The organism is Accumulibacter sp. (assembly GCF_023806565.1).
GTDB lineage: Bacteria > Pseudomonadota > Gammaproteobacteria > Burkholderiales > Rhodocyclaceae > Accumulibacter.
The window spans coordinates 7,172-19,583 of record NZ_JAMTDV010000080.1; the positions used below are offsets into that span (position 1 = coordinate 7,172).

Consider the following 12,412-nt stretch of genomic DNA (forward strand, 5'->3'; position numbering starts at 1 on the left):
GGGCTTGCCGCCACTGCCTTGGCTGCCAGCGTGCTGTTCCAGAAGGCATCCCAGGATACGCCCGCCGCCGGGTCTGCGCGTGAGGCGAAGTAGCCCTGCGCCGGGTTGTACAGCGTGGTGACCCCGGGCACGCTGTTCGGCGCCAGCCAGTTGACAAGGGCCACTTCGGTGCTGCGGTCGCCGGCATGGGTGGCAGACTCGTGGAAAGCCAGATTGCCGGCGATCACGTTGGCGGTATCGACCGAGCGGATCAGCGCGACGCCAGCCAGGGTCATCGCCACCAGGATGATCAGCGCGACCATCAGGACGACGCCCTGCTGTCGAGCGGGCACCGTGCAGACGGGTGACGGGCGTCTGCTCTCCAGGCTCTCTAACATTTGGCCATCCAGGGCAGGTTGCGAATCGGTACCACGGTTTCAAAGACCTTGTAGCGGTAGTTCTGCCAGTTCGCTCTCGCGCTGAGGTCAAAGGGCAATGCAGCACTGCCTTCCCAGGTCGGCGCGCTGGCCGTGATCTGATTCTTGTCGACCTGACTGTTGCGCGCGACGACTGCGATGCGCAGCGCCGAAGTCTGTACCCACTGGCAGGCGGTGGTCGGCGTGGTCTGGTCCCAGGTGATCGGGTTCGTGTTGTTGTGCCCATACTGGGCGCGCAGGCTGACGATGTTGCTGTCGATCGGCCGCCAGATCGTCGCGACGCCGACGTTATCCGCATTGCCGCAGTCGTTCGCCAGATAGTCGCAGACGGTGAGGTTGCCGCCGCGAATCGCATAGGCGCGAATGGCGGGAGCCTGCCCGATGTTGAAGAGCAACCCGCCCGGCACCGCTGGGGTGGAGCCGATCGTGACCCACGGCGTCGCAACGGCCGTCACCCTGTCCATGGTCAGCGTCAGGGCGCAGGCGACGGTGCCATCGGAAACTGGCGCGGCGATCACCGCATCGCCGACGACAAAGTTGGCCGCCGTCTGGACCGCGAGGATGGTGCCGTTCGGGTTGGTGATCGCGTCCCCCTCGGAAGAGCCAGCGCCGCTGCCGTAGCCAATCAGGAGCGTGTCGGTGTTGGCGTCTCCGGCTGGCAGCAGCAAGCTTGCGTCCGCCTTGCGCGGGTTGATGATGGCCGGACCGAGGGTGGGCAAGGTGGCCCCGGAGGGGAGGACAAGGCCGCAGCTCAGGAGGCTCAGCGAGTTCAAGCCGTAACCGCCCTGACGTATGTCCCGCTGCAGTTCGTAGAGTGCAGTTGCACCGGTGCTTTGTGCGTCGCCGGTGCCGGTCGTTGCGCGCTTTTGTCCTTCGGCGGTGGCGAAGACCTGCATCATGATGACGATGCCGATCATGCCGATGACCATCGCGACCATCACCTCGACCAGGGTGAAGCCGCGGTCGCCGGAGGGTGTTTTCGGGCTATGCGGGCTCATTGGTTCTGGATGATCTGGGAGGTGACGATGTGGCTGTGCGAAGAACCAGGCCCGGTCAGCTTCATCTGGGGGGTGCGCCAGAACAGCGTGATCACCACCTGTCCTGTGGCTCCATCGACAGTCACCGTCGGCAAGGTGGCATCAATTCCGGCCGAAGCGTCGACGACGCCCGGAAGCCCATCCTTTCCTTGCACCTCGGAAAGCCAGGTATTGTAGTCGGCGCCGCCGGTCTGAAATCTCGTCCGGAGATCATTCGGCGAAGCGCCGCTGGCCCACATCTGTCCGATCAGCTTGTTGGCCAACAGGCTGGCGTCGGTACGGTACTTGGCGTCGCTGGTGAGCTGGATCGACGTTGCCTGCAACGCGACGAGCGAAAGTATTCCCAGGGAGAAGATCAGGACGGCGATCAACGCTTCGAGCAGCATGACGCCTGCTTGCGTCTGGACGGTCTTGCCCTTCATCAGCAACTGCCCTGCGCATCGCCACTGGGCAAGGCGGGATCGCACATGCGGATCTGGCCACCGATCGAGACCACGAGGCGTAGGCAACGTACCGGCCCCGGGCTCGCGTCTGCCAGGCAGGCGGCCGTCGGGCTCGATATGTCGATCGCGACGTTACCCGCAGGAGTCGGTGTCACGCGTCCCAGGCTGTTGAAGACGAAGGAAGACTGTCCGGCCGCGATGGTCGTTGCGGAGGAGCCCTCGGCGCCGTTCCGCGTCTGAATGATGCGCGGAGCCACCGTGTCGGACGCGGGAGTCGCGCACTTGCCGGCAGGGTCGTCCATGCTGATTACCCAGGACGGACCTGCCACGGCCAGCGCGCAGCTGTCGTCGATCGTCGTTACCAGGCTGAAGCGGACGCTATTGTTGCGCCGCACCGCCTCGGCTCTCGCAAGTTGCAGACCATTCTGTACCGATTCCGCCGCAGTGCGCACCTTGGCATTGCGCAGCCAGTTGCTGAACGCGGGCATCGCAATGCTCAGCAGCACGGCAAGAATGACCATGCCAATGACCAGTTCGATCAGACTGAAGCCACGCGGCGTTTTCAACAGCCGCCTCCCTTGCTGGTTACCCAGCACGAAGGCGAACTGGTCCAGCCAGCCGCGACGTTGGGGGTTGACTTGGCGTTGGCTTCGGTGACCGTGTAGGTGAAGCCGGTCATCTTGTCCTTGCCGGTGGCGGTCAGCGTATAGGTGCTGGCCGTCAGGTTGCTGCACGAAAAGTTGAAATAGGGGGTATCGCTGGCGCTGGGTTTTGTCGAGTCACAACCGTCGATCTTGGCCGCCGCATCGGCGTAGGTATGATTGTCCTGAAAGAACTGCTCCATGCGCACTCGCCACGCAGCAAGCCCGGAGGTGGCGTGCGTGATCCGCGATCGCGTGAGGTAGTCGGTATAGTTCGGAATGGCGATGGCCGCCAGAATGCCGATGACGATGACGACGATCATGACCTCGATCAGGGTGAAGCCAGCGTGTTTTTTCACGGCATTTCCTCGGCATCGACAAGAGGATCGGGTACGGTACGAAGCAAGGTAATGATAAGCCAGGACTCGTCCGGTGCAAGTCGTCGGCGATGGACGGCGCCTCGTGGCGGACGAGTGGCGAGGCGCGGACTTCGGCGGGCGGTAGAATCGCCCTTCCGCTGGCTCGGGCGTTCTTCACTTCCTCTTTCCAGGCCGAACATTTGTCTAGTGCGGTTTCCCCAGATGGTCCGGCAGCGCCCGGTCAACGGCAGCGCTTGCTGTATGCGCTGTTGGCTTCGGTGCTGCTGCATCTGCTGCTGGCGGTACTGTTGGAGCGCGCCGTCGGACCCGTCGGTCGGGCGGGAGCTGGCCCGCTGGTCGCGACCTTGCGCGGCCTTCCTGCCGAATCCCTGCCGGTCGGTTCCTCTGCCGATGCGCCCGCCGATTGGGCGGCGCAGACAGGCGCAGCGGCGTCTCCGGAGTCACTGCAGGCAGCGCTCGGCGAGCGCAGTCTGGCGGCGCACGTTCCATCCTATCTGGCGGCTGTCGTTAATGCGCCGGCCTCGGACTGGTATTTCTCGTCCGCCGAGCTGACGCGGCCGCCGGTGCTGCAGGACGAGCCGCTGCTACCCATGGCGGATAACGCTGACGGTGCCGAGCGGCGTGGCGGCAAGGCCGTGTTGCGGGTGCTCATCGCGGCCGATGGGACGGTGGATCGCAGTGAATTGGCAAGCAGCAACCTGTCGCCGGCTTACAATGCCTTGCTGCTCGCCGCCTTTTCCCGGCTGCGCTTTCGTCCGGGAGAGATCGAGGGGGTAGCGGTCAGCAGCCAAACGCTCTTTGCAGTGGAGCTGGACGCGAGCGACAGCGGCAGAAGTCATGCGACCGACCGTTTGCAAGTACGCTGACGGCAGCAGCTACTGCAGTTCGCGTGGCAGGGCGAAGGTAACGTTTTCATCGGCGCCGTCGAGTTGGCCGACCTGTGCGGGATCACCTCCCGACAGATGAGTCACGACCTGCTGGACGAGAACTTCCGGGGCCGAGGCGCCGGCAGTGACACCGACCCGGCTGGCGCCGGCGAACCAGGACGGGTCGATCTGTTCCGCCTGGTCGACCAGATAGGAGCGGCTGCCGATCAGTTCGGCGACTTCGCGCAATCGGTTCGAGTTGGAGCTTGACTGGCTGCCAACGACGAGGACGACCTCGGCCGCCCGGGCGAGCTGTTTGACCGAGTCCTGCCGATTCTGTGTGGCGTAACAGATGTCGTCCTTTTTCGGGCCGACGATCTCCGGAAAGCGTTCCTTGAGGGCAGCGACGACCTGCGCGGCGTCGTCGACCGATAGCGTGGTCTGCGTGACGTAGGCCAGACGCGTGGGCGAAGCGACCTGCAGCGCGCGTACGTCGGCGACGGTCTCGACGAGATACATGCCGTCCGGGCTCTGTCCCATCGTGCCTTCCACCTCGGGATGGCCCCTGTGGCCAATCATCACGATCTCGCGGCCCTCCTTGCGCATCCTCGCCACCTCGACATGTACCTTGGTGACCAGCGGACAGGTGGCGTCGAACACTTTCAGGCCGAGCGCTGCGGCTTCCTCGCGAACCGCCCGGGAGACGCCGTGTGCGCTGAATACGACCGTGCTGCCGGAGGGAGCTTCCGTCAGTTGGTCGATGAAGATGGCTCCCTTGGCGCGCAGGTCGTCGCAGACGTATCGATTGTGCACCACTTCGTGGCGGACGTAGATCGGTGCGCCAAAGGTGTGCAGGGCGCGCTCGACGATGGCAATGGCGCGCTCGACGCCGGCGCAGAAACCGCGGGGATTGGCAAGGATGACCTGCATCTCGGGCCTCACAGGATGGCGATGATTTCGACTTCGAAACGGATTGGTCTGCCGGCCAGCGGATGGTTGAAGTCGAACAGCGCGCTGCTTTCCGTCAGTTCGCGGAGAAAGCCGGCGAAGCTAGCGGTTCCGTCCGGAGAAGTGAATTCGATCAGGGAGTTGACCTTGAGTTCGATCTCCGGCGGCAGCGCGATGCGCGCAATGCGTTCGACCAGGCGCGGGTTGTGCGTGCCGAAGGCATCCGTGTCGGCAAGTTCGAACAGCTGGCGCTGACCGGCCGCCAGACCGAGCAGGCAGTGTTCGAGCGGTTCGGCGAGTTGGCCACTACCCATCTGCAAGGTCGCCGGCGACAAGCCGAAGGTGCTCACGTATTCGCTGCCGTCCAGGGTCGAGAGGCTGTAGTGCAGCGTCAGGTAGCTGTCGGGCCCGACGACCGCGGGCGCAAGGTCGGCGTTCTGCACCGGGATCACTTCCGTTGGCTGGGGTGTGCGGGACCGTGACCGGCAGGCCTCGCGGCAAACTGGTCCCAGGCCATGAGCACGGCGCCAACGCTGATCGCCGAGTCGGCAACGTTGAACGCCGGCCAGTAGAAACCGGCAGCGTGCCACTGGATGAAATCGACCACGGCGCCGAAGCGCAGACGATCGATGACGTTGCCGAGCGCACCGGCGAGGATCAGGGTGAGCGCCAGCGACAACCGGAACTCGCCGACGTGCCGCCGCAGGACGCTGACGATCCAGGCCGAGACGGCCAGCGCCAGTGCCGTGAAAAACCAGCGCTGCCAGCCACCGGCGTCGGAGAGGAAGCTGAAGGCGGCACCCGGGTTGAAGGTCAGCACCCAATTGAAGAAGGGCGCGACGTAGATCACTTCGCCCGGCTGAAGCCAGGCGAGGACCAGCCACTTGCTGATCTGGTCGATCGCAATGACGATGCCGGCCAGCCCGAGCCAGCGGTCGATGTTACGCGAAGGCACGTCGTTCACCCGGACCTTGCAGGTTGTCGAGGCAGCGGCCACACAGACCCGGATGGTCGGGATGGCTCCCGACGTCGGCGCGCACGTGCCAGCAGCGCTCGCACTTGGCGTGGGGTAAAGGCGCGCAGCACAGTTTGTCCTCGGCGTCACGCACCACTGCGGTCTGCGAACAGATCAGGACGAAGCGCAGATCGTCGCCGAGAGAGGCAAGGATCTCGTATTTTTCGCCGTCGCAGTGCACGCGCACCTCGGCCTGCAACGGCGAGCCGATCCTGCCTTCGATGCGCAACTCTTCCAGCGCGCGCAGGACTTCGCCACGATAGCCCCTGATCTTGCGCCACTTGTCCAGCAGTTCGCTTTCGCATGGCGGTGCCGGCAGCGGTTGCCAGGTGTGCAGCATCACGGACTGCCCGGTGTCGGCGGTCTGCAGTTGCCAGATCTCTTCGGCGGTAAAGCAGAGAATCGGTGCCATCAGCTTGACCAGGCTCTGCAGGATATGCCAGAGGGCGCTCTGTGCCGAGCGGCGCGCCAGTGATCCGGCGGCAGTGGTGTACAGGCGGTCCTTGAGGATATCGAGGTAGAATCCACCGAGATCCTCCGAACAGAAGGTCTGCAACGACTGGACGACGCGGTGGAATTCGCAGCGCTCGTAGTCAGCTTCGCATTGCGCCTGCATCTGTCTGGTCATGGCCAGCGCATAGCGGTCGATTTCCAGCCATTGCTCGACCGGCAGCAGGTCGCAGCCGGCGTCGAAATCGGAGGTGTTGGCTAGCAGGAAGCGCAGCGTGTTGCGGATGCGTCGGTAAGCTTCGACGACGCGCTTGAGGATCTCATCCGAAATCGACAGTTCGCCCGAGTAGTCGGTGGCGGCCACCCAGAGGCGCAGGATTTCGGCGCCCAGGGAGTCGGCGATCTTCTGCGGTGCGATGACGTTACCCCTCGACTTCGACATCTTCAGGCCTTTGCCGTCGACCACGAAGCCGTGCGTCAGCAAGGCCTTGTACGGGGCGCGGCCATCCATTGCGCAGCCGATCAGCAGCGAACTCTGGAACCAGCCACGGTGCTGGTCAGATCCCTCGAGGTAGAGGTCGGCCGGGTACGCGAGTTCACGCCGATGCGAGCCGCGCAGCACGCTGAAATGGGTCGAGCCGGAGTCGAACCAGACGTCGAGCGTATCGCTCATCTTGCGATACGAGGCGGCGTCGGGGCCGAGCAGCTCGCCGGCGTCGAGTGCGAACCACGCTTCGATGCCCGCTTTCTCGACGCGCTGTGCGACAGCCTCGATAAACTCGGCGGTGCGTGGATGCAGCTCGCCCGTTTCGCGATGCAGGAAGAACGGCAGTGGAACCCCCCAGTTGCGCTGACGCGAGACGCACCAATCCGGCCGGGTGCGCATCATCGCTTCGAGGCGCGCCCGCCCCCAGCTCGGGAAAAACTGTGTTTCATCGACGGCTCGCTCCGCGCACCAGCGCAGCGTCGGTGGCTCGTCGCCGGCTGCCGTGACTGTGGCATCGCTTGCGCCGGGACGACGCTCCATGCCGATGAACCATTGCGTAGTTGCGCGAAAGATGATTGGCGTCTTGTGTCGCCAGCAATGCGGATAGCTGTGCCGGATCTTCTCCGCCCGAAGCAGGTGGCCGTTCGCCGCGAGTTCCTCGAGAACCAGTGGATTGGCCTCCCAGACGGTCTTGCCCGCCAGTTCGCCCACTGCCAGTGCCGGTGTGCCGGGCACGAAGCGCCCGTCGTCACCGACCGGGTTGTTGACGGGCAGCCCGTAGGCTTTGCCGATCAGGTAGTCGTCCGTGCCGTGCGCCGGCGCCGTGTGCACCAGGCCGGTGCCTGCTTCGAGGGTGACGTGCCGGCCGCAGATGATCGCCACGTCACGCGCCTGGAAGGGATGCCTGAGCAGCACCTGGTCGAGCGCGGCGCCCTTGGCGGAGCCGATGCTCAGGCCGCTCAGGCCGTAGCGCTGCAGGCAGTCCTGGGCCAACTCGCGCACCAGGATCAGCGCGCCCTTCGCCGTATCGATCAACTCGTAGTCGAAATCGGGATGGGCACTGACCGCTTCGTTGGCTGGCAGGGTCCATGGTGTCGTCGTCCAGATCACGGCGAAAGCTGGACCGCGCAGGTGGCTCAGTCCGAAAGCCCTGGCTACCTTGTCGGCGTGATTCGGATGCACTGCGAAAACGACGTCGATTGCCGACGAGGTCTTGTCTTCGTATTCGACTTCCGCTTCGGCCAGTGCCGAAGCGCAATCCAGGCACCAGTTCACCGGCTTGAGACCCTGGTAGAGGTAGCCCATCTCGAGGATTCGGCCGAGCGCCCGGATTTCGTCGGCCTCGGTCTTGAAGTCCATGGTCAGATAAGGCTGATCCCAATCGCCAAGTACGCCAAGGCGGATGAAATCCTGTTTCTGGCGCTCGATCTGCTCCGCGGCGAAAGCACGGCACAGTTCGCGCACGCGGTCGCCGGGCACGTGCTTGCCATGCAGTTTCTCGATCTGATGCTCGATCGGCAGGCCGTGGCAATCCCATCCCGGGACGTAGGGCGCGTCGAAGCCCGCCAGGGTACGGGCGCGGACGATGATGTCCTTGAGGATCTTGTTGACTGCGTGGCCGATGTGAATGTCGCCGTTGGCATAGGGTGGGCCATCGTGCAGCACGAACCGTGGGCGCCCCCGCGATGCTTCGCGGATCCGCTGGTAGAGCCTGCCTTTCTGCCAGCTGGCGACCCATTGCGGTTCGCGTCGCGCGAGGTCGCCGCGCATGGGGAAGGGCGTGTCCGTAAGGTTCAGGGTTTTCTTGTAGTCGGCCATGGCGGTCTCACAACTGGAAGTACGCTCTCGCCACGCTGACGTCGCTGGCGATTTGCGCCTTCAAGGCGTTGAAGTCGGGAAATTTCATTTCGTCGCGCAGCTTGTGCAGGAAGCGGACATTGAGATGCGCGCCGTAGATGTCGGCAGAAAAATCGAACAGATGGACTTCTAGCAGTGGTCGCTGCACGTGGTTGCCAGTTGGTCGGTAGCCGAGGTTGGCGACCCCGTGCCGAGGTTCGCCCGGAAGACCCTTGACCTCGACAGCGAAGACGCCCTGCAGCGGCGGCCGCTCGTGCTTGATGCGGATGTTCGCGGTATGGAAGCCGAGTTGCCGTCCGACCTTTTCGCCATGGACGACGCGTCCATCGATCGAATAAGGGCGGCCGAGCAGCCGCGCCGCATGTTCGAGACGACCGGCGTGCAGGGCATCACGCACCGCCGAGCTCGAAGCACGTTCGCCGTCGAGCGTGACGCTGTCCATCGCCTCGACCCGGAAACCGAGTCGGGCCCCGGCCGCGCGCAACAGCGTAAAGTCGCCGGCGCGCCTGGCGCCGAAGCGAAAATCGTCGCCGACGATCAGATGTCGTACGCGCAGTGCGCCGACCAGCACGCGCTCGATGAACTCCTCGGCTCCGATAGCGGCGAAACGGGCGTTGAAGTGGCAGATGTAGGTCAGATCGACACCGTCGTCGGCGAGCAGTTCGAGTTTCTCGCGCAGCGTGGACAGGCGCGGCGGCGCCAATTCCGGCGTAAAGAACTCGCGTGGGTGCGGCTCAAAGGTAAGCACGGTCGCTGGCAGTCCAGCTTTGGCGGCGGTCCGCGCCAGACGCGCGAGTAGCGCACGGTGGCCGAGGTGGACGCCGTCGAAGTTGCCTATGGTGAGGACGGTGGCACTGTGCGCTGTCTGTGAAAAACCGCGGTAGACGAGCATTGGCTGCGAGTGGGAGCAGACAAAACGTGCGATTATAACCAGTTTCGCGAGACGCCAGTCGGCGCCTCGATCTTTTCCCTGTATGCGGCGGCGATGACTATCGGCAATTGCTATCATTGCGGTTTGCCCGTGCAGGCCGGCGTCGAACTAGCGGTCCGCATCGACGGCGAGCCGCGCGCCATGTGCTGCGGTGGCTGTCAGGCCGTCGCGCAGGCCATCGTCGATCACGGTCTGGCCGATTACTATCGCAATCGCGACGCGCTGCCCGATGCACCGCGCGAGGCGACGCCGGCGGTGCTCGAAGGCTTGCGGTTCTACGACCATGCGGATTTTCAGAAAGCCTTCGTGCGCATTCTCGGTGATGACCCGGAGCGCGACGAGCGCGAGGCATCGCTGATCCTCGAAGGAATTACCTGCTCGGCGTGCATCTGGCTGAACGAGCAGCATCTTTCACGCCTTGTCGGGGTGACTGCGGTCGACATCAATTATGCGACGCGGCGTGCGCGAGTGCGTTGGGACGAGCGGCGAATCAGGCTTTCGGACATCCTCGCGGCGATTGCGGCGATCGGCTATCGTGCCTACCCGTACGACGCGGCGAAAAGCGAACTACTGGCGCGGCAGGAACGGCGCAGCGCACTGTGGCGGCTGTTCGTCGCCGGTTTCGGAATGATGCAGGTGATGATGTACGCGGTGCCGGTGTATTTCGCGAATGACGGCGAAATGACCCCCGAGATCGAGCGGCTGTTGCGTTGGGCGAGCCTCGTATTGACCGCGCCGGTGGTCTTCTATTCGGCCGCGCCCTTCTTTCGCAGTGCCTGGCGTGATCTGCGCCTGCGCCGCGCCGGCATGGATGTGCCGGTCGCGCTGGGAATCGGCGCGGCCTTCGCGGCCAGCATCTGGGCGACGCTGACCGCCAGTGGCGAAGTCTATTTCGATTCGGTGACGATGTTCGTGTTCTTCCTGCTGGGTGGGCGTTTCCTCGAAATGACCGCGCGTCAGCGTGCGGTCAGCGTCACCGAGGCGTTGGCGAAACTGATGCCTGCAGTGGCCTGGCGCGTCTCGGACTATCCCGCGACGCGTGACGTCGAGCAGACGCTGGCGGCCGATCTGCAGCCGGGGGACATCGTGCTGGTGCGTCCGGGTGAATCGATTCCGGCCGACGGCCGGGTGACCGAAGGCGAAAGCAGCGTCAACGAAGCACTTCTAACCGGGGAGAGTGCGCCGGTCGGCAAGCGCCCGGGGGAGGCGGTCACCGGCGGCGCGGTAAACGTCGAGAGTCCACTGTTGGTCGAGATCACACAGGTGGGAGACGCGACGCGCCTGGCGGCAATCGTCCGTCTGATGGAGCGTGCGGCGAGCGAGAAGCCGCGCATCGTCGAACTCGCCGACCAGATTGCCAGCCGCTTCATCGTCGCGCTGTTGCTTCTCGCGGCGGCTGTGGCCGTCGTCTGGTGGTTCGTGGATCCTCGGCAGGTGCTGTGGATCACGGTTTCGGTGTTGGTGGTGACCTGTCCCTGTGCGCTGTCGCTGGCGACGCCCGTCGCTCTCACCGTGGCCAGTGGGGCAATGGCCAAGGCCGGTCTGCTGGTGACGCGCAGCCATGCGGTCGAGACGCTCGCTCGCGCCAGCCATTTCGTCTTCGACAAGACCGGCACGCTCACGACCGGCGAAATGCGGCTGCTGGCAGTAGTACCGCTCGGCCTGTTCGATGCCGACGAGAGTCTGGCGCTGGCGGCGGCACTCGAGCAGGCGTCGGAGCACCCGATCGGCTTCGCGTTGCGGCGGGCGACCGCTGGCCGGGTCTTGCCGCACGTCGAAGGGCTGTGCAACGAGCCGGGTTGCGGCAGCAGCGCCGTGCATGCCGGGGGCAAGGTACGCATCGGACGGCCCGATTATGTTCGCACGCTGCATGGCGAAGCCGTGCCGGATTCCGTCCAGTCGTTGACCGGCGGAGGCGACACGGTGATCGCGCTGGGTAACGAGAGTGGCTGGATTGCGCTGTTTCGTCTCGGCGACGATCCGCGCCCCGAAGCTGCGGCGACGGTCGCTGCGTTGCGCGCAAGCGGGCGGCAGGTTGCCCTGCTGACCGGCGATGCAGCGCCCGCGGCAATTCGCGTGGCGCGACTGCTCGGCATCGAGGAAGTTCAGGCGGATGCGTCGCCGCAGGCGAAGCACGACTACATTCGCCGCCTGCAGGAGAGCAGTGCTGTGGTCGCGATGGTTGGCGACGGTGTCAATGATGCTCCGGTACTGGCGCAGGCGCAGGTCTCGGTGGCGATGGGCGGCGGCTCGCAGTTGGCGCGCACGCAGGCTGATCTGGTGCTGCTCTCGGAAAACCTCGACCACTTTCGTCGGGGAGTGGTTCTGGCCCGCCGGGCTCTGCGCGTAATCCGGCAGAATCTGTTTTGGTCCTTTGCCTATAACCTTGTGGCTCTGCCGCTGGCCATCGGCGGCTTCGTCACCCCGTGGATGGCCGGCATCGGCATGTCCGGAAGTTCTTTGCTGGTCGTCGCAAATTCGCTGCGGCTGCAGAAGGTCGCCGAGGGTTGATCGATGATGGAGACGCTTTACCTGCTGATTCCGATCTCGGTCGTACTGGTCTTCCTGATCGGCATCGCCTTCTGGTGGTCGCTGCGCAGCGGTCAGTTCGACGATCTGGAAGGGCCTGCCTACCGGATTCTGATGGATGACGATGGAGTGCCGCCGTTGGCGTCGCCAGACACCAACGGCGCAATGGCGGACGCGCCACCCGGGCCGAATTCTGTGCGGTCGTCGGAGAAGAACATGGGCGGTGCTTGACGCAGGTCAAGACGAACGCTGCCGGCTATCGCAATAATGGGCACATCGACCGTCTGAATACTCCTGCAGGCTGGAGAGGCGCGCTTGGGAAGGTTTCTCTATTGGGGTTCGGGTGCGTTTCGGCGCACCCTTTTTTGTGCGTCGGGATCGGCTCGCGACGGCGGCAAGAGTTGATCTGTGT

At 64.6% G+C, this 12,412-nt stretch carries 12 protein-coding genes and 1 pseudogene; 3 read left to right on the top strand and 10 right to left on the bottom strand.

Annotated features, from left to right (window positions below):
• The 5 genes and pseudogenes from NFV80_RS09130 to NFV80_RS09150 all read right to left on the bottom strand — a co-directional run.
• Nucleotides 1-377 (bottom strand): annotated as a pseudogene (locus NFV80_RS09130) (hypothetical protein); the annotation flags it as partial.
• On the bottom strand, nt 371-1,414 hold the full coding sequence (locus NFV80_RS09135) for a PilW family protein (protein WP_296758456.1): 1,044 nt from the start codon (nt 1,412-1,414) through the stop codon (nt 371-373). The gene NFV80_RS09135 and the pseudogene NFV80_RS09130, both read right to left, overlap by 7 nt.
• On the bottom strand, nt 1,411-1,875 hold the full coding sequence (gene pilV, locus NFV80_RS09140; protein WP_295329621.1) for a type IV pilus modification protein PilV: 465 nt from the start codon (nt 1,873-1,875) through the stop codon (nt 1,411-1,413). Before pilV ends, NFV80_RS09135 begins: the two co-directional genes overlap by 4 nt.
• Nucleotides 1,875-2,462, bottom strand: coding sequence for a GspH/FimT family pseudopilin (locus NFV80_RS09145; RefSeq protein ID WP_295329623.1), 588 nt, complete (start codon nt 2,460-2,462; stop codon nt 1,875-1,877). The genes pilV and NFV80_RS09145 overlap by 1 nt, the downstream gene beginning before the upstream one ends.
• Complete coding sequence (locus NFV80_RS09150; RefSeq protein ID WP_295329626.1) at nt 2,459-2,896, bottom strand: type IV pilin protein; 438 nt, start codon at nt 2,894-2,896, stop codon at nt 2,459-2,461. The genes NFV80_RS09145 and NFV80_RS09150 overlap by 4 nt, the downstream gene beginning before the upstream one ends.
• Nucleotides 2,897-2,985: 89 nt before the next feature.
• Between NFV80_RS09150 and NFV80_RS09155 the strand changes: the two genes are divergently transcribed.
• Entirely contained in the window at nt 2,986-3,783 is a 798-nt protein-coding gene (locus NFV80_RS09155; protein WP_296758459.1) for an energy transducer TonB, read from the top strand.
• Nucleotides 3,784-3,792: 9 nt separating this feature from the next.
• Here the strand turns inward: NFV80_RS09155 and ispH are convergent, their stop codons facing one another.
• Genes ispH through NFV80_RS09180 form a run of 5 tightly spaced genes read right to left on the bottom strand, consistent with a single transcriptional unit; the run spans nt 3,793 to nt 9,432 of the window.
• The gene (gene ispH / locus NFV80_RS09160; RefSeq protein WP_296758461.1) at nt 3,793-4,713 is read right to left on the bottom strand and encodes a 4-hydroxy-3-methylbut-2-enyl diphosphate reductase; all 921 of its coding nucleotides are present in this window, start codon (nt 4,711-4,713) and stop codon (nt 3,793-3,795) included.
• 8 nt (nt 4,714-4,721) lie between these two features.
• Nucleotides 4,722-5,174 (bottom strand): FKBP-type peptidyl-prolyl cis-trans isomerase, encoded by a 453-nt coding sequence (locus NFV80_RS09165; RefSeq protein WP_296758463.1) that lies wholly within the window; start codon nt 5,172-5,174, stop codon nt 4,722-4,724.
• Between the two features lie 5 nt (nt 5,175-5,179).
• Complete coding sequence (gene lspA / locus NFV80_RS09170) at nt 5,180-5,686, bottom strand: signal peptidase II (RefSeq protein ID WP_295329636.1); 507 nt, start codon at nt 5,684-5,686, stop codon at nt 5,180-5,182.
• Nucleotides 5,673-8,501, bottom strand: coding sequence for an isoleucine--tRNA ligase (gene ileS / locus NFV80_RS09175; RefSeq protein ID WP_295329638.1), 2,829 nt, complete (start codon nt 8,499-8,501; stop codon nt 5,673-5,675). Before ileS ends, lspA begins: the two co-directional genes overlap by 14 nt.
• Before the next feature lie 7 nt (nt 8,502-8,508).
• Nucleotides 8,509-9,432, bottom strand: coding sequence for a bifunctional riboflavin kinase/FAD synthetase (locus NFV80_RS09180; RefSeq protein ID WP_295329640.1), 924 nt, complete (start codon nt 9,430-9,432; stop codon nt 8,509-8,511).
• Nucleotides 9,433-9,525: 93 nt separating this feature from the next.
• Here NFV80_RS09180 and NFV80_RS09185 point away from each other — a divergent pair, with 93 nt between their 5' ends.
• Entirely contained in the window at nt 9,526-11,982 is a 2,457-nt protein-coding gene (locus tag NFV80_RS09185; protein ID WP_295329642.1) for a heavy metal translocating P-type ATPase, read from the top strand.
• Between the two features lie 6 nt (nt 11,983-11,988).
• Entirely contained in the window at nt 11,989-12,231 is a 243-nt protein-coding gene (gene ccoS / locus NFV80_RS09190; RefSeq protein ID WP_295329644.1) for a cbb3-type cytochrome oxidase assembly protein CcoS, read from the top strand.
• The last annotated feature ends 181 nt before the right edge of the window (nt 12,232-12,412 follow it).